The sequence below is a fragment of the Neobacillus canaveralius genome (genome assembly GCF_047237705.1).
In the GTDB taxonomy this organism is placed as follows: Bacteria; Bacillota; Bacilli; order Bacillales; family Cytobacillaceae; genus Neobacillus; species Neobacillus niacini_K.
In genome coordinates, this window is record NZ_JBDFLL010000001.1 from 5,690,140 (window position 1) to 5,708,897 (window position 18,758).

17 protein-coding genes are annotated in these 18,758 nt (G+C 36.3%); 1 reads left to right on the top strand and 16 read right to left on the bottom strand.

The features are described 5' to 3' along the window. Positions 1-28: 28 nt before the first annotated feature. The 3 genes from ABC255_RS27725 to ABC255_RS27735 all read right to left on the bottom strand — a co-directional run bounded on the left by ABC255_RS27725 (position 29) and on the right by ABC255_RS27735 (position 3,764). Positions 29-1,222 (bottom strand): nucleoside transporter C-terminal domain-containing protein, encoded by a 1,194-nt coding sequence (locus ABC255_RS27725; protein ID WP_412998330.1) that lies wholly within the window; start codon positions 1,220-1,222, stop codon positions 29-31. Positions 1,223-1,408: 186 nt separating this feature from the next. Further along, a complete protein-coding gene (locus ABC255_RS27730; RefSeq protein ID WP_412998331.1) occupies positions 1,409-2,863 on the bottom strand; it encodes a glycoside hydrolase family 1 protein in 1,455 nt (484 codons plus the stop codon). A 151-nt stretch (positions 2,864-3,014) separates the two neighbouring features. Next, on the bottom strand, positions 3,015-3,764 hold the full coding sequence (locus ABC255_RS27735) for a MurR/RpiR family transcriptional regulator (protein WP_412998332.1): 750 nt from the start codon (positions 3,762-3,764) through the stop codon (positions 3,015-3,017). 186 nt (positions 3,765-3,950) lie between these two features. Here ABC255_RS27735 and ABC255_RS27740 point away from each other — a divergent pair, with 186 nt between their 5' ends. Continuing rightward, positions 3,951-4,871 carry a LysR family transcriptional regulator gene (locus ABC255_RS27740; RefSeq protein WP_412998333.1) on the top strand — a complete coding sequence of 307 codons (921 nt, stop codon included), beginning with the start codon at positions 3,951-3,953 and terminating at the stop codon, positions 4,869-4,871. Between the two features lie 54 nt (positions 4,872-4,925). On the opposite strand, the gene ABC255_RS27745 is transcribed toward ABC255_RS27740, so the two are convergent. The 13 genes from ABC255_RS27745 to ABC255_RS27805 all read right to left on the bottom strand — a co-directional run bounded on the left by ABC255_RS27745 (position 4,926) and on the right by ABC255_RS27805 (position 18,743). Next, complete coding sequence (locus tag ABC255_RS27745) at positions 4,926-5,450, bottom strand: YehS family protein (RefSeq protein ID WP_335535648.1); 525 nt, start codon at positions 5,448-5,450, stop codon at positions 4,926-4,928. 57 nt (positions 5,451-5,507) lie between these two features. After that, complete coding sequence (locus ABC255_RS27750) at positions 5,508-6,215, bottom strand: M48 family metallopeptidase (protein WP_412998334.1); 708 nt, start codon at positions 6,213-6,215, stop codon at positions 5,508-5,510. A gap of 145 nt (positions 6,216-6,360) precedes the next feature. Beyond that, entirely contained in the window at positions 6,361-7,284 is a 924-nt protein-coding gene (cysK, locus tag ABC255_RS27755; protein ID WP_412998335.1) for a cysteine synthase A, read from the bottom strand. 95 nt (positions 7,285-7,379) lie between these two features. Further along, on the bottom strand, positions 7,380-7,919 hold the full coding sequence (locus ABC255_RS27760) for a chromate transporter (protein ID WP_412998336.1): 540 nt from the start codon (positions 7,917-7,919) through the stop codon (positions 7,380-7,382). A gap of 1 nt (position 7,920) precedes the next feature. Next, positions 7,921-8,547, bottom strand: a complete 627-nt coding sequence (locus ABC255_RS27765) for a chromate transporter (protein ID WP_412998337.1) — start codon at positions 8,545-8,547, stop codon at positions 7,921-7,923. A gap of 357 nt (positions 8,548-8,904) precedes the next feature. Next, complete coding sequence (locus tag ABC255_RS27770) at positions 8,905-10,761, bottom strand: BglG family transcription antiterminator (RefSeq protein WP_412998338.1); 1,857 nt, start codon at positions 10,759-10,761, stop codon at positions 8,905-8,907. Between the two features lie 26 nt (positions 10,762-10,787). Further along, positions 10,788-12,239, bottom strand: coding sequence for a sulfatase family protein (locus ABC255_RS27775; protein WP_412998339.1), 1,452 nt, complete (start codon positions 12,237-12,239; stop codon positions 10,788-10,790). 83 nt (positions 12,240-12,322) lie between these two features. Further along, positions 12,323-12,628, bottom strand: a complete 306-nt coding sequence (locus ABC255_RS27780) for a PTS sugar transporter subunit IIB (protein WP_412998340.1) — start codon at positions 12,626-12,628, stop codon at positions 12,323-12,325. A 1-nt stretch (position 12,629) separates the two neighbouring features. After that, complete coding sequence (locus tag ABC255_RS27785; protein ID WP_412998341.1) at positions 12,630-12,941, bottom strand: PTS sugar transporter subunit IIA; 312 nt, start codon at positions 12,939-12,941, stop codon at positions 12,630-12,632. 32 nt (positions 12,942-12,973) lie between these two features. Next, entirely contained in the window at positions 12,974-14,335 is a 1,362-nt protein-coding gene (locus ABC255_RS27790; RefSeq protein ID WP_412998342.1) for a PTS sugar transporter subunit IIC, read from the bottom strand. 346 nt (positions 14,336-14,681) lie between these two features. Beyond that, positions 14,682-15,587: an ROK family protein gene (locus ABC255_RS27795; protein WP_412998343.1), complete on the bottom strand. Its 906-nt coding sequence runs from the start codon at positions 15,585-15,587 to the stop codon at positions 14,682-14,684. Positions 15,588-15,777: 190 nt separating this feature from the next. Continuing rightward, positions 15,778-17,274, bottom strand: coding sequence for a sulfatase family protein (locus ABC255_RS27800; protein ID WP_412998344.1), 1,497 nt, complete (start codon positions 17,272-17,274; stop codon positions 15,778-15,780). Between the two features lie 83 nt (positions 17,275-17,357). Next, the gene (locus tag ABC255_RS27805) at positions 17,358-18,743 is read right to left on the bottom strand and encodes an MFS transporter (protein ID WP_412998345.1); all 1,386 of its coding nucleotides are present in this window, start codon (positions 18,741-18,743) and stop codon (positions 17,358-17,360) included. Positions 18,744-18,758 lie beyond the last annotated feature (15 nt).

An 18,758-nucleotide genomic window follows, 5' to 3' on the forward strand; every position in this document is an offset into this window, starting at 1 on the left:
CTCTTTTAGGACCTTTTGTCTATTTTTATTACCAAACAAATAACCCAACTATCATTGCACTTAGTAGAGAAACAGCAATTCCGCTGACGAGAAGCTTCCATACGTTTTTACCAATAATCGCTGATTTCCCTTCTGAAAGAATGGAATTAAACGTTCCATAAATCATTCCCACTGTACTAAAATTAGCAAATGAGGTTAAAAATGTCGTTGCAACCGCTACCGTATGTGGCGACAGTGTATCCAACTGATTTTTCAGGTCCATCATAGCCACAAATTCATTCGTTGCTAATTTTATTCCCATTAGCTGAGCTACATAAAGGGCATCCTTTACTGGCAATCCAAGTAAAAAAGCAAATGGACTAAAGACAAACGAAAAGATTTTTTGGATCGTTAGTCCTTCAATGATAACCCCTAATATTCCATTAAGTGCAGCTGTTAACGCTACGTATCCGATAACCATCGCTAAAATCACGATTACCATATTCATACCGACTAACATACTGTTTGAAATCGTAGAGAAGAAATCCTTTTTCTCTGATTTCGGCGGTTCGTAAATAATATCTTCCTCTTTTGGCACCATGATTGGATTTAAAATGCTGACAACTATAAGAGCATTTAAACAGTTCAATGGAATGGCACTAAAAACGTATGTAGCTGGAACCATCGATAAATACGCACCGATAATCGAGCCGCTGATACTGCTCATGCTCATAATTCCAAAAGTAAGTAAGCGATAATCCTTTAAAACAGACAGTTGATTACGAATTACCGCTAACGCTTCCGTGTTCCCTAGGAACATCATTTGAATGGAGAAAAAGCTTTCTAATTTTGGCATTTTTGAAACCTTTGATATTAGCCAACCCACCTTATCAATAATCCACGTTAGTATACCAAAATAAGATAGAATATCAAAAAACGTCACAATAAAAATAATTGGCAATAATGCACTGAAGAAAAAGTCGATGGTCTCATTTGCCATCGAACTTGGAAAAACAAATGCAATCCCTTCACTGGCACAGGCAATTAACCAAGTAAAGAATGCAGCGATTTGATTAATCAGCCAGCTGCCAATGGTTGTCCCTAACATAAACCATGTAATTAACAATTCAACTACAATAAGCGAGAAAATTGCTTTCCATTTAACGTCTTTCTTTTGTGGCGAACATAAAAATACAACTCCCATCACAACAAAAAAGCCTATTAGATTTATTAAAAAATACATAAAAGCAACTCCTAGATGTGAAATTCAATGAAAAAGCCCTTTTCTTTCATTATTCCCAACAAAAGGGAAAGAATGAAAAAAGGGGCTTCTACAAATATTTTAAGGGCTTAATATTATTTCCCTTTATAAACAGAAAAACTGACTCAAGTTTATCTGAGTCAGTTACAGTTTAACTATATATCTTAATTATAAATCTCCACCGTTAGTGGCAATGACATTCTTATACCAATCAAAGCTTTTCTTTTTCTTTCTTTCTAATGTACCATTACCGTAATCATCTTGGTCCACATAAATGAATCCGTAACGTTTAGACATTTCCGATGTGCTTGCACTGATTAAATCAATACAACCCCAGCTTGTGTAACCCATAACTTCTACACCATCATTGATGGCTTCTCCCATTTGTTCAATATGGGCGCGTAAATAATCAATCCGATAATCATCTTTGATTGAACCATCTTCTTCTACTTTATCGTAGGCTCCTAAACCATTTTCCACGATAAATAAAGGCACTTGATAGCGATCGTACATTTTCTTTAGGGTAATCCTTAAGCCTTTAGGATCGATTTGCCAGCCCCAATCCGATGCTTCTAAATAAGGGTTTTTAATACCACTGAAAAAGTTTCCTTTTTCTTTTAATTTTTCAGGCGCACCACTAGCCACCATGCTCATATAGTAGCTGAATGATAAGAAGTCTACTGGATGCTGTAACAAGATTTCCTCATCACCTGGTAACATCTCAATTTTGATATTATTCTTTTCAAAATAACTTAACATAAAGCTTGGATAATATCCGCGTACTTGGACATCCGTGAAGAATAGATTCTTTTGATCTTCTTCTAATGCCGCTAAAATATCATCTGGACTGCAAGTTTCTGGATATACTTCCATACGGGCTAACATACAACCAATCATGGCATCCGGCATGATTTCATGACAAGCTTTTACCGCACGTGCACTTGCAACAAATTGATGATGGAGAGCTTGATACACGGCTTGTTCCTTATGCTCTACACGGTCAATAAGAATACCACTTCCAATATATGGAGATAGTGTTGATACATTAATTTCATTAAACGTTAACCAGTATTTTACCTTGCCTTTATAGCGATTAAATACAGTTTCTGCATAATGAACAAAGTAATCTACTAAGCTGCGGTCAGTCCAGCCATTATATTTTCGTACCAGGTTAAGCGGCATTTCATAGTGTGAAAGAGTAACTAAAGGCTCAATTCCATACTTTAATAATTCATCAAACACTTTGTCGTAGAATTCTAGTCCCTCTTCATTTGGCTCCAATTCATCACCATTTGGAAATATACGCGGCCAAGAAATAGACATACGGAATGTTTTAAAGCCCATTTCAGCAAACAGAGCAATATCCTCTTGATAGCGATGATAAAAATCAATACCACGGCGCTTAGGGAAGTTATCTCCACCCTTTCCTGCTAAAAGTTCTTCTAATTCTTTTTCACTTCTGACATCCATCTCAATTTCGTTGCTTCGTTCTTCTTTAGGTATAAATGTAACCATATCAAAAATCGATAATCCTTTGCCGCCTTCATTATAGGCACCTTCTAATTGGTTAGCTGCAGTTGCTCCGCCCCATAAAAATCCTTCTGGAAAATGTGTTTTTTTCATATCAGTACCTCCTATTGTTTAATGATTAGTTTTGACCTTAATACATTAATGATTCTCATTAATACAAAAGGTTTTGCGAATAAGATAATCATACTATCAACCAACAAAAAAAACTGGTCTATTTAAGACCAGTTAAATCATAGTTAGATTTCTAAAAAATGCGATAACGATTGATTAAGACATCAAACAATCTCAATAGAGTATAGCTGCTAACACTGCTATTCTCAATTCTGCCGCATTGTAAAATTTCATGGAATAGATTCATATTACCGAATTCACTAGAAAATGTAATGAGCAATTTCTTGCCTTTAGCGGTTTTGATTTTTTCACTGATGGTAAAATGATTAGAAAGGATATTTCCTTGAATGGAGATCGTGATAATCATGTCTTCATCCGTTAAATCAGATAATGCATCAATTTGTTTAAATAGATTTGTATCACATTCGCATAGCTTTCCAAGAAGGAAAAGTTTTTTTTGCAATTCCATTGCTTGAACTTGATGTTTTTCAAAACCTAAGATCACAATTCTTCTTGATTGCTTAATTTGGTTTACAATCCGATCAATCTGTGACATTTGGATATTGTCAATCATCTCAATATTCTCAATTAATTTTTTATAAAACATCTGTGTACTTAATTCCATATCGTCGTTTTCATGAATAGAAGATCCCATTGGAACAGCAACACTATTTCTTAGGTTTGAAAAATTCTTAAAACCAATCCTTTTGCAAAAACGATTAATTGTCGAAGGGGCCACATTGCATGCCTCGGCAACGCTATCTAATGAAAAACTCTCAATACTATGAATTTGTTCCAAGAGACTCTTTGCTAAGTAATAATTTATATCCTTATTAAGAGAATTATTTATATATGCCAAAAGAGTATAAATCAGTTGCTCCACTATTCACACCTCACCTAAGAAATTCTAACACACAGAACAACAAAAAGCGCCTTCCCACAACTGGGCAAGGCACTTTTACTCTTGTTATTTAGTTAATTTCATCGTAATCTGAAATCACAAAAAAAGAAAGAGTGTTAGTTTTTCGACTTCTCTTAATAAAATTAAGAGTAAAGAGGGGATTCTTTTATGGACATACTGCCTTTAGAGTATATGATTAAAATTGCCGAAGAAAACAATATAACGAAAGCTGCTGAAAAACTCTTTATCACTCAATCCGCCTTAAATCAACAGCTTTTAAAGCTTGAGAAAGAGCTGGGAACCCAGCTTTTCGTTCGCTCAAGAAGCAATTGGCACCTAACACAGGCTGGAGAGATCTATATTGAAAATGCAAAGAAAATTATCCAAATAAAAAAAGAAACATACAATCGGATCAATGATATCGTAGATACAAAGAAGGGGATTATTACTTTGGGGTTAACACCGGAACGTGGCACAGAAATGTTTGCTGCCATCTATCCTACTTTCTATAAAAAGTACCCTGCCATAAAAATTGAGCCTATTGAGTTGACCGTAAAACAGCAGCAATATGAAATTGCACAAGGGAAGATTGATATTGGCTTTTTAACCTTACAAAACTCCCAAAAAACGAATGATGAGTATATCAATATTTGTTCCGAAGAAATCATCTTAGGTGTGCCAATCTCTCATCCTCTTGCGCATTTGGGAGGAAAGCTTGGCGAAAAGCTGCCAAAAATAAGCTTAAAGTGTTTTGAGAATGATTCGTTTGCCCTTATGCAAAAGGGTTCTACCCTTCGTGAAATCTATGATAATCTCATCGCTAAAGAAAACGTCTCACCTCATATTCTCTTAGAAACTAGGAGTTGTCATACTTTATTTAACATGGTCGTTGAGGGTATTTGCTGTTCTGTATTTCCAATCACATACGCCAAGAACAACTCTAACGTCTCCTATTTTTCAATTGAGCAAAACCCCGTATGGGAATTAGCCGCCTGTTATAAAAAAGGCAGCTATCTAAGTGGTGCTGCTAGGGACCTTATTATGATTTGCAGTGATTACTGGTTAAGAAAAATGAGCCCATTTCTATAATGCAAAAGGCAGCCAATTTATGGCTGCCTTTGTTTGGAATTCTCTAAAGTACACTTATCCTCTATATTTTAAAGCTAATCCCTTTAAGAAGTTTCTGGCGTATTTATCAAGGCACTGCTTATAATTCTTATGACCTTCTTTTCTAAGCATGGCGCTTAATTCACCTTTTGTTACGGTTACTCCCGTTTTATCGAATATATCGAGCATATCTTCAGAGGTTAATGCCAGCGCTATCTTTACTTTCTTTAACAGCTGGTTATTAATACTTTCTTTACTCTTTGAAGGTAAGGGTGTATCAGGCTGCCCTGGCTTTGGTTCTTGCTTGCCTCTTTTAAAAGTAATAAAGCCATTTAAAAAGGACTCTAACATACTATTCGTGCATTTAATATGCTCCTCATCTTCGACAATATCATCTTCATAGTAATCTTCTTCGTCGTAACTGTCCTTTGGTTTGGTAAGGATTTTTAGTACTTCATCCTTTGTTACTTCAACGCCGCCTAGTTTAAAAATCTCCACCATATCTGTATTTTTTATATCTACCGCATACCGTAATCGTATTAATATATCATTATTCTCCATGCAAAAACCTCCAATAATATTGCTATTTGCCTAGCACAAGTATATCCGTTCCAAATGTTAAACAGTCATTTTCCAATTTGATAATGCCAACCAGTTCTCTTGCGCCTTATAGTCAGGGAGTATTTTTCCAACAAGACGCCAAAAGGAACGATCGTGGTTCATGTGTAGCATATGGCACATTTCGTGGACGACTACATAGTCAATCACACTCTGTGGTGCCATCGCCAGCCGCCAATTAAAGGTTAACTGCTGCCTCGAATCACATGTTCCCCAATTTGTTTTATTATCTGTAATCCGAATCGACCGTGGTTTTATTTTAAAATTACTTTGATAAGATTTAATAGTCTTCTCTACTAACATCTTACATTGCTGATAGTAAAACCGTTTTAATGCCTGTTTTATTTTTTCATCCTCAAGATGTTTCACATATATATGTAACTTTTCCTCTTCAAACACAACATAGTCTTGCTGGATATTAATATCATGAGCAATTTGAATAGGGTACTCTTTTCCTAAATAAAGAAAGCTCTCGCCATGTTCATAGACCTTTGCCTTAAACCCTCGCGTTCTATCCTTCATTTCAGTTAATTTCTCCTGAATCCAATCCCACTTTTCCTCTACCGCCTGAATAACGCGATCATCCGATATCCCTTTAGGAACGTGTATTTCAATATACCCATTACTATCTATATGAATGCTCATCGATGTCCGCTGTTTATACTTTATCTCGAAACCTATGGTTTGACCTGAATAGGTATGAAACATCTAATCACCTCTATTGCGCTAACCAACCGCAAAATAATGCAAAAAAAATTAGAGTAGAAGTAATCATTCTACTCTAATTATATTGTGGTTGTAAACATGCGTACCTCTTTAACCACAGCATTTCTTGAGAACACTTTGGAAAAAATCAAGCCAGAAATAAGTCGGAAGATAGATAACGTTCTCCTGTGTCTGGAGCTATACAGAGAACTCTTGCTGAAGTTGGCAATTTTCTTGCTACTTCAACTGCAAAATACGCAGAGGAGGCTCCTGAGGCACCTACAAAAATCCCCTCCTCTGCAGCCAGCCGGCGTGCCGTAACTTGGGCGTCTTCATCCTTAATGAGCAATATTTCATCATAAATAGCACGATTTAATATGGTAGGAATGAAACCAGGTCCAGTTCCTGGGATTTTGTGCGGCCCAGGTTCGCCACCAGATAACACAGGGGATCCAAACGGTTCTACAACATATATTTTCAAGTTTGGAATATGCCTTTTCAGCTCTTCCCCAACCCCGGTTACCGTTCCTCCTGTACCTGCTGTCAACACTAGGGCATCTAATTTCCCTTCAAAAGCTTCTAAGATTTCTACTGCTGTTGTTTCACGATGTGCATCAGCATTTGCTGTATTCTCAAACTGCATTGGAATAAAACTATCAGAAATAGATTCAGCCAAAGTGTTTGCTTTATCAATCGCTCCTTGCATTCGCAAATTCGCTGGAGTTAGATGAACCTCCGCTCCATATGCTTTTAAAATCTTCACACGTTCAAGTGTCGCGTTATCAGGCATCGTAATAATACAACGGTACCCTTTTACCGCACATACCATCGCAATTCCAATCCCGGTATTACCGGAAGTCGGCTCGATAACGGTACTTTTTCCTGGAATTAATTTACCCTCTTTTTCTGCACGTTCAATCATATTAATGGACGCACGGTCTTTGACACTTCCTCCTGGGTTAAATGATTCCAATTTTATGTACACTTCCCCGCCTGTTGGGTCAGGTAATTTATTTAGTTTTACAATTGGGGTTTTTCCAATTAAGTCAAGTATTGAACTGTAAAGTTTCATTGTTCTTCCACCTTTCAATATATATTATATATTAAAAAGATCCCCCATGGTAAATACCAATGGGGGAAAACATAGACTGTTTCAAGATCTCAGTACTAACTGTAAATGGCCGCTCCTACTATGCCAGACAAAATAATAACCAATGCAGGATGCATACGAAGTCTAATTAAAGCAAATAGTGACAAGGCGCATATCACCAACAACGAAAATGAATACCACGAAATAGAAGAAACCAAGTGATTGCTAATAGCAAATTTAATAGCTGCGTAACCAATTAAACCTGTGATGATAGGCCGCAATCCATAAAAGGCTGATTCAACATGTTTATTTTTACTAATTCTCTTAAAGAACATCGCAATAATAATAACAAGTATTAAAGACGGAAGCACCATACCTAAACCAGCTGCAATTGCTCCTGTGATTCCTTGAACCTGGTAACCTACCAAAATAGCACTATTGGTCGCAATTGGCCCGGGAGACATACTAGCAATTGCGATGACATCGGTAAATTGCTGAGTTGTCATCCAGCCTTGTTTTAAAATCTCCATCTCAATCATAGGAATAATCGCATACCCACCGCCAAATGAGACAAAACCGATTAACAAAAACACCCAGAATAATTGAATAAGTATCATGTCATATTCCATCTCCCATATACCATTCTAGTTCGTCTGTAGAAGGGTGCTTTACTTTTTCTGTTTTACCAGGATTACCTATAATGTGTTTAACCTTAACAACTGAAATACCTAATAGTATTCCAAATAAAATAATTAATACAGGATGTATCGGGGAGAAAAACAACATAGCCATGGAACCTAACGATATACATACTGTGGTTTTATCCACAATCGCTGTTTTACTAATTAAATAACCTGCATAAGCAATAAGGGCCACTATAGAAGCACGAATGGCTTGAAAGGCGGCTTCAATTTTAGGATTGTTCTGAATCTGCAAAAAAATGACACTAAGAGCAACGACGATTAAAAAAGTTGGTAAAAACACTCCTATCAGAGCAGCAATTGCTCCTTTTATGCCCCCTATTTTATAACCAATAAAGGTAGATGAATTAATGGCGATTGCTCCGGGTATTGACCCAGCTATCGCAAATACATCTGTAATTTCTTCTGTTTTGATCCATTTCTTTTTATCTACAACTTCTTTTTCAATAATCGGTATCATCGCATACCCGCCGCCAAAAGTTACAGGTCCAATTTTAAAGAATGTCCAGAAAATCAAAAATAACTTCTTCCATTCTTCCTTCATATTAATAACTCCTTTCTTTCATCAAGATGAAGCAGATTTCTTTATATCTGTATATTTCAATATATATTTTGTTCTTATTAATAACGATAACACGAATGAGAAGGGAGGTATATTGCAATAAATGCATAGGATATAAGGGAATGTTATAAGACTACCTTGGTTCAAAATTCTACTTCCTTCTTATATAAAAATTAAACCCCATAGAGTTATCTATCGGGGCACTTTCCTATAAAAAAAATATCTTAATAGCTCTGAACATCTGATTTATGATCTCATTCACCACTATTGTTACTTTACCTTAATTAGAGTAGGATTTATCGGCTTTAAAAACGATTCCGGCATCTTTTCTATAATAAACTAAGATTCTTTTAACAAAACATTCCTAAATTCCTCGAAATCCTCTACATCACTCAATTGCATAATCATCTCCTGGTTATGAACCAAGTTCTGAATAAATAATAGTAAATCTCTCGCCTCATTACTTTTTGCCTGAGCTATTGTAAAGATGATACGAACTGGCAATCCGCCCCAATCGATTGGCTTTTTTAGAATACCGACTCCTACCTTTGTTACTTTTGAGCAAAGCTCAATCGGGTGAACCAAGGCTATTAAGTTTCCGAAACAAGTGCTGGCTAATAATTCTCTTCTCAAGCATAGCTCTTCAAAATTAGCAGGGGTAATCCCTGTTCTTCCAACTAAATCGCACATTTTTGAAATGGATTCTCTCTGAGTTTGCGCTTGTAAATCGGGGCTAAAAAGGTCCTTTGCGAAATATTTAGCCAACACCAATTCTGTGTTCTTTTTCATCTGATATTTCATTAGTTTCTTCTCATCATTCTCAGAAAAAAAGGGACTGATAATCTCTACAGGTATTGTATCCATCTCAACAGGTACAGTTGAAAATATGATGTCTGGATTAAAATCTATCACTTCTTCTTTATTAAATAATGAAAATGATTTTACATTATTAGCCTTTGGGAAGGTTCTTTCAATCTTAAACTTCAATAATTGCGCTGTTCCTTTTCCGGTTGTACAAATAATCGCTATCCTATTATATTTTTGTGTTACTTCATGCACATTTCGTTCCAATGCTAAACCAACGTGCATTGATAAGTAAGCAATATCATCATCAATTAGTATTTTTTTATAAATGAGATAAATTTCTTCTGCAAGGAGAACGGCAAGATTAAACGCGAAAGAAAATTGTTGCTTGACTTCATTTAAGATCGGGTTCTTCAAATGAATATCACTCTTCAATCGTTGAATTAAAGGACGTAAATGTACCAATAAACCCTCTCTTAATTCTTGGTCATTCCACAATGAGATATCATACATATTCTCAATTCGTTGCAGGAATCCATCTATTATTATGTTGATTTTGGGGTTCTCAGGGTTAAGCTCAGGCTGTGTTTCCACTGTAATTTGACCGATTACATAGGAATATAAGTACATAGTTTCAGCATTAGAGAATGATACATCAAAAGTATCTTCTATTCGTTTAAGTATTGCACAGGTTAATCTATACTCTAGATTAACCTGTATTTCTGTTTTATGTTGAAGTACAATGCTATAACCCTTTTCTACTCGTTTTATCATTATTCCTATTTGGGATACTAGATTTCTTAGCATTACATCTGAGCAGACAACATCCTCTTTTTTTATTTCTTCTATAACCGTTCGTTCAATGAAACTTTTAGTAGAGTGATCTATATAACGGGTTTCATTAACGTAAGCAGCTAGCGCCATACGTTTCCCCAGCTCATCCCCCTCAAGTTTCAAACCATAATGAGGCTTTGAAATAATTTTTAACCCATAGGTATCAAAGAGTGACTTAATATTGATTAACATTTTATTCAATTTACTCTTACTGATAAAGAACCGGTTACTCATCTCTTCTATAGTTATATAGGTGTTATTTTCAATAAATACTTGAATGATTAATTCCTGTAAGTTATTTTCTGAAGAAGAATATTCAGAAGCCTCGATAATCGATTGAATTGCTTCCACATCGTTAGAAGAAAGCCTATATCCTTGCCCTCTTTTCAGAACAATTTCAGCCTCATATTCCTTCAGCACTTCATTCAGACTCTGAATCATGTTCCGTATCGTTTTATCACTTACACCTAAATCAAACACGATATTCTTTAAAGGAATATATTCAGTATTTTTTATAAAATAATTTAAGAGTATGATTTCCTTCTTTGTTACGTTCAATATATATCACCCTTTTTAGTTACCATTTAAAACCTTTTATCATGTCGATGTGGTACAACGTCCGCTGTTTCAAAGAAGTGTTTTAACATGCGTTCTTTAAACTGTGCAATAATAGAGGAAAACTGAGCATTATTTATTTGATTTTTTCTTTCCATTGGGTCTTCGTCTAATACATAAAACTCATCTTGTTCAGATAAACGATATACGTATTTATATTTTTCATTTCGAATCATCATTGCTTTTGCGTGATGTGGCATTTTCGTTTGTTCAATGGTCCTAGCCCAGTATTCATTTGCTGGTGAATGGCCGGCATCCATACAATGTTCCTCATGCTCAAGTCGTCCGCCCTCTGCAAACACAACATCTCGGTGTTTATCTTCCCCTTTAATAACATCCTTTAATGATTTTCCAAAATGTGTATAATTAGGAGTGATTTCTAGTAAGTCTAGCAAAGTTGCCTGAATATCTATTAATTCCACCATAGCATCCGTCACACGAGGTTTTACCTCCATCCCTTTCGCAGGTTTAATTACTAGAGGCACATTGGTCAAGCAATCTTCAAATGTGTTCTGATTTTTCTCAGCGATTTCATAGTCGCCTGTATAATCACCGTGGTCACTAAAGAAAATGAATAAGGTATCTTCGTATAAATTTTTCTCTTTTAGTTTATCAACTAAACCCCCAATATAGTGGTCAAGTTCCGTGCCCATAGCATAATAAACATGCTTCATTTCTTTTAGCTGTTCATCTGACCAATTGTATAGTTTTTGATTTTCACGTATTCCTCTTAATATACTAGGTTTTGCTTCCCATTCTTCTTCTGTTAAACGAGTTGGTGCAGGGATTCGCCCCTTATTAATTTGATTATAAAATTCCTCTCCCACTTGATAGGGTGGATGCGGCAATGCCAAAGCTAAGTATACACAGAATGGGTCATCCCCATAAACCTTATTGTTTAGAAATTCAATAGCATTATCAATTTGTAATTTATCAGGGTTATTTGGATTATCAATAATACCCCGATAATGGGAGTAATCATGCTCCTTATTCTCTTCTGTTACAGGAATAGTAGTTTGTTTTTCTTTTAGTTCACGCATTTTGGAAAACATTTCTAAATATTTATCATTTCTAGTATCACAGTACTTATCTACATCTGCGTCTAATCGAAGCACATCATTACGGCCGCCCCAGTAAACATGGTAACCATTTTCCTTCAGGGTCCTTAATAGATTAGGATCTTCGTCACCCATTAAATGGTGCATGGTTCTGAAACCCTTTGTATGAGGATACCACCCCGATAAAAATGAACTTCGACTAGGTACACATACCGGAAGCTGGCAGTATGCATTCGAAAATGCAACTCCTTCTTCCACTAATTCATCAATATTTGGTGTAACTGTTGCTGTATTACCGGTATATCCAATAGAATCTGCCCGCCATTGATCTGCTACAACTAAAACAATATTTGGTTTTTTCATAATTTAAACAAACAAAAACAGATATTAATATTCTTTAATATAATATCTGTTTGTTCGTACTATCCTCCTTTATTTGGTTATTGTTATGCACCAACTAATTGAACTGCTTTACTTAGTACCTTTTCTCCATTTGCCAAAGCATAATCCCTGCTATCAATCACATCACAAGGTTTTCCATTCTCATCTGCAATCTTCTTAACAGCTCTTAATTTATGACGTATTTGTGGTCCTAATAATACAACATCAAAATCATTTATCAATTCAGACAGTTTATCGACTGAGTGAGCTTCTACATTCCAATCATTTCTGTCAGGTCCAAATGAATCCCTAATGCTTTTTTCAAGAATACTTGTTGAAATTCCGCCAGCACATACTAATAAAATTTTCATTTTACAAAACCTCCACAAATTTTTCTACTAAATCACGAATAGTAATGGTAGTCATTAAATGGTCCTGTGCGTGTACTAAAAGTACAGTCATTTTTATATCTTCCCCATTAGCTTCTTTGGATAATAGTGCCGTTTGACTTCTATGAGCATTATTTAATTCAACTCTAGCTAGTTCAAACAATTCTTTAATCTTTTCCTCGTTTCTTGGCTTTAAATACTCCATAGACTCTAATAAGTAGCCACGGGCATTACCGCTTGCTAAAATTATTTCTAAACAAATCTGCTCTAAATTTACCTCTGTTGCTTTACTCATATAAAAACCTTCTTTCTTATAGTAGAGACTAGCTAGTTTATTGCCTTTAATTTCGCAGCTTCTTTTGCTGCTATTTCTAGTTCATCAGCTTTCTCTTCTTCTATCATTTTCTGTTCAAAACGTTTATGGAACGGAAAATATATTGCTAAGTCCACTATAATAGTGAAAAGAGCTACAAGACCTGCTTTAACAGATGTTGATGCAGCCATGGCAATTAGGATAACTGGTGTTTGTGCTGGAACATTCAGAATCGGCGGGCTAAATAAATTCAACCAATCAATAGCCGTATAGACAATTACTGTATTCACTACAGGAACCATTAAGAAGGGAACAAATAAATAAGTATTATATGGGATTGGTGATCCAAACAATGTGGGTTCACTAATATTGAAGATAGCAGGTATGATACCAACTTTCCCAACTTGTTTAAGCCCTTTAGATTTACTGAAATAGTTAAGTACAGCTAATGCAAAAAGGCCGGCACCACCAATCATGATAAAGCCAAACATAACCGGTGTTGTAAAGATTTTGTCATATGGCAGACCATTTGTATAATTATTAAGGTTTTCAGTAATATTTTGCAGCTCAATTGGTAAAATGATTGGCGTAACAATACTGCCACCGTGAATCCCCATAAACCAGAATAAATTAATCAGTAACATAAAAAAACCAACTAAGAAAACGTTGTCAAAATTTTGTACTAATGGACCAAAAATGGTAGTAATTAATCCTGGTAACTTTAAATCGAAAAGGCTCATAAGCACTTTATCGATTACAACAAACGCAGTTACACAAGCAATCCCTGGTAAGATAGAATCAAATGATGTCTTAACAAATGGTGGTACTGAGTCTGGAAACTTAAAACCGACTTTTTTAACTTCAAAGAATCTAATGATTTCAATGACTAAGCTAGATATGATTATTCCAGTAAAGATACTGATTGCACCAAATGCAGACATATTAACCTGTAATGTTGGAACCTCGTTAATCAATACACTTGTTGGCTGACCCACAATTAAGAAAAAGACCATCATACTAATAATGATTGAACCAGCTTCATTTAGCTTATAATGTTTTGCCAGGTTATAGGTAAGGATTAGGGTAAACGCGATTCCAGTAATCCCCGTAGAGATATCATTAATTCCACGTAACCATAAATTGTTTTCTCCCCAATGTGCCCAAGCTTGCAGCCAACCTGCAAAAAAATTACTAGACTCCATGACAGTTTGTGGTACAGGTGGTTTTCCAATAATTACTGCTAGTGCTCCAACGATTGATAATGTAATCGTTGCCACTGTTGCGGTCATGATTGACCTTAAATAATGGTTGTTAGATGCCCAATCAGCTACAGGAGCCATAAATCTTTCAATAAAACCCATTACTTTATCAAACATGTTTTTTCCCCCTTTTATGATTACTTTAATAGTTTTTCTTCTGCCTTTATTATTTATTTTTTTACGTTTTCTTTCAATTCACACTTTTTCCACTTGAAATGGAAAAATTAGAATTGAATATAGAATCTAGTTGTTTATACTTGTTCAATAGTTCTTCATAAAAAAAAGAAGCATTCCTGCCCCTTTTCAAAATATCATTGGTTTGTTTACTTTGAGAAAATTTAACAAACTAAATATCGTACACTCAGCTAATGACAATGTTCACTGTGAACTATCCGGTATATTTGTGTTCATGCCCCCAACATGATATTTATCGGTGCAACTTCTCTTTCTATTAGAGGAATCATTAGTTAAGGACAAGCTTTTCATTACTTATAAAGAAATGATATAAGGCACCATAAAGATTCGCATCATTCCTGAATTTGCAAGATACGATATTAGGCGATGCCATGTGCAACGGGTTTGCCTTTTTCACTTCCTCGAGAGCCCATTTAATTCGTTCCAACAATATAGGCTGGACGCTGATTCCCCCGCCAATCGCAAAAACTTCAGGATCAAGAATATACTGCAGGTTAAGGATTTGAGAGGCTATGTTTATACAATACTCGTCAAAAACCTCCATTGCTTCCCTGTCATTCTCGTTAATAAATTCGAATACCCCTACTCCATCTGTTACATCTTCCAGCTGCTTCTTTTCAGCAATTTTACGAACCATTTCAACAGCGGAGCCATCCAATCCAAAAAAACTAGCTTCCCTAGTAACAGGATCTATACGATTCATGACATAACTCAGTTCTCCAGCAGAAAGGTTAATCCCTCTGTGGATCTTTCCATCTATAATAATACCACCGCCTACACCGGTGCCTAGCACCATAACAACGGCATCTTTTGCTCCTTTTACACTGCCCAGCCATAATTCCGCCAGAGCCGCACATTTTCCGTCATTTTCAATCGTTACTTCTTTTCCGTACTTTTCAGTGATGACTTTAGCTAAGTTTACCTCATGTAAGAATGGGAAAGACCCTCCGTAATAAATAGTGCCTGTTTCCGTATCAATCGTACCTGGGCAGCTGATTGCAATCCCTTTTATCGTCGTTAAATCCTGCTCTTCAATAATAGAAAAAAGCATTTGTTCAAAATCAGTATAATTCGTTCTTGGTGCCAGCCTTTTATTTTTTGTGGTTATATTCCCTGCCGAGTCCATAAGGGAATACTTAGCAAATGTTCCTCCAATATCGATTACTAAATACATAGGTATCCTCCTGATGAAAATTCTTTAAAAAATCCAAAATCACATAATTGACATATAATAAGGAATCCCAATAGAGGCATCTATTGGGACTATCTCCATAAATGTAAATCAAGAGTTAAATAAAGCTACTGAACATATAGAAAATCAGAACTTAGTAATTTAAAATTAGTAAAATACTAACTTCTTGAAATCACTTTGACATTTCTCTTGCGGCTTTCACATGAGGTACCACGTCACAGGTCTCTTGATAGAAATCCAACAGTCTTTCTTTTAATTCAATTAGGACATCTGCTAAGTCCCTATCTTTGATTCTATTTGTAGTTTCCAAAGGATCTTGTTCAAGGTCATATAATTCATCCGATTCATAGAATCTTCGTACATATTTATACTTTTTGGTACGAATCATGGTCGCCTTCGTATGCTCCGGCCCTTCGCTTCGCTGCATCTCTCCTCTTGGCCAATACAACATGGACGGATCTTCATTTGCAGGTGCCGACTCATTACAATGGAATTCTCCATGAAGACGTCCCCCTTCACAAAATACAGCATCTCGGTGGCTATTCGTTTCTCCTGCAATAACAGGAGCTAGGTTCCTGCCAAATTGGGTATAATCAGGAGTAATCCCTGCATAATGATGCACTGTTGCAGTTAAATCAACCAATTCTACAAGAGCATCATTGACTCTTGGTTGTACTGCGCTTTCTGCTGGTGGCTTTACGATAAACGGGACCCTAGTCAAGCAATCTTCAAAAGTATTCTGTGTTTTTTCAACAAGTCCATAATCCCCTGCGAAATCACCATGATCCGAAAAGAAGAACACTGCCGTATCGTCATAAATCCCCGCTTCTCTAAGTGCTTCCATCAACAATCCAAACTGAAAATCCACACGTGAACACATAGCATAATAAGTAGCCCGGAGCTCGGTCCAGCGTTCCTCCGACCAACCTTGCATATTATACCTATCTCGCAATCCGGAAAGCATAGATGGTTTCTCATCGGATAGTGTTTCAGCAGAAATTCGTTCTGGTAAAAGGGACTTATCTATAAGATTGTACCATTCCTTCTCTACTGCATATGGCGGATGCGGGTAGAGAATCGGCAAATAGATACATAAAGGCTGATCTTGCGGTGCATTTTTTATAAGCTCAATGGCACCTAGAATATTAGCCCAGTCTGAGTCATAATAGTACTCTTCGTCTGTTCCCTTATCAAGTTCGCCTACAAGGAAGGAGTAATACGTATCACTGCCTGGCAAGCCTCTCCAGTTATCCCCCTTTCCATCAAACGCTCCGCCAAACATAGGCTTCGGTTTTCGTTCAGGCACATATTTTATGTCGCAATAAGCACCGAATCCATTTTCCGCTGGAACAAGATCATTTTTCCCGCCCCACCAAACAAAATAGCCATCATCCTTTAACGTTTTTAATAAAACTGGCTCTTCAGGGCTCATCATATTATACATGGTCCGATGTCCCCTAACATGCGGATACCATCCTGACATAAACGAACATCGGCTAGGTGTACAAACGGGGTTTTGACAGAATGCATTGCTGAACGAAACGGCATCATTATCGACAAAATCGTCTAAATTTGGAGTCACTGCAGCAGGATTGCCCATATGGCCCAACACATCGCCTCTCCATTGATCAGGGTTAAACAATATAATATGGGGTTTTTTCTTATTCATATACAATTTGCTCCTTTAATCTAACCCCAAAAAATCTCTCGACTATCCACCATGAGATTTTTTGGGATGATTTCATTACAATTTTAGACTACTGCTTTGGTTTGATTTTCCTTCTCATCAAGTTCCTTTAATAGATCCGAATGATATGCATTTGTAATGGGATAGAACTTCATAATGATTAGCCCTAGGCCATATCCGATGATTGGTACAAGGAAGTATACATAATTAATCATGTTTAAAACTTCAGGTGACTGTTGCTGTCCGGCAACATAACCCACTGCCCCTAGTAGTACCCCAGAAAGGAGACCTCCAATTGCTGCCCCAACCTTATTAATAAATATCATCATGGAATGAACCGTTGCGGAACCATTAATACCTGTTTTCAATCTCCCGTAGTCAACGCAATCTGGAAGCATCATCCAAGGCAATACTGTAGTAAATGGCCCTAAAACCTTTACAAAAACCGAAAGGATAAAGATACTCGCTACATACTGAGGAGGAGTAAACAATAAAATTGCAGATGGAATAATCGTGATCGCACAACTATAATTGTATAGATTTTTCTTTCCAATCTTTTTAGCTAAGTATGGTGTAATTAAATAGGCTGGAACGGCTAATACGGTTCCCCAAATAAATAATTGGGAATATAAATCAGGTCTGCCTATGTTATATTGCCAATAATAAATAGCTATTGCAGTTGTAGACATCAATGCAGCCATCTTAACGACAGTTGCAAGTAAAAGAATGGTCAATGGTCTATTTGTCGAAATTAATTTCAGTTGTTCTTTCATTGAAGGATGAGTATTATCTGATTTTGAAATCCTCTGAATATTCACCTCGTTGTTATCATGGCTTTTTACACCACGAGCACAAAGCCAATAAGAAAAAATGGATGATATTGAAAAAAGGAGTGTCGCAAAAAACCAACCTTTTGAACCGCTTCCAAAAAGCGCAACTAAAGGTAATACTGAAGCGGAAACCACTAGACTTCCAAGGTTACCCATAAAATTCTTCGCTGTTACAATCCAGTTCCTTTGAGTCGTATCGTTACTGACTGATGCACTCAATGCATGGTAGGGTATGTTCACAACAGAAGATACAAAAGAGTACCCTATATAAACTGCAATTGCATAAGCTATTTTACCTGATGGACTTAGATCAGGAGCAGTAAATAATAAGAGAGTCATCATTGCTAATAGAGGCGAACCAAATAGTAGCCAAGGTCTATATGTTCCCCATCTGCTTCTTGTTCTATCTGTCATTATACCTAGGAAAGGATCCAAAAAGGCATCGATCAGCCTTACTATTAAAAATACGGTACCAACAGCGGCAGGTGATATCTTGAAAACGTCCGTATAAAAAAACATCAAGAAAGATGTTGTAAAAACAAATAACAGGTTTGACCCAAATCCACCAAAAGAATATAAAAGTATTTCACTCTTTTTGACACTAACATTCTGTGAACTCATACGCTTTCCTCCTCT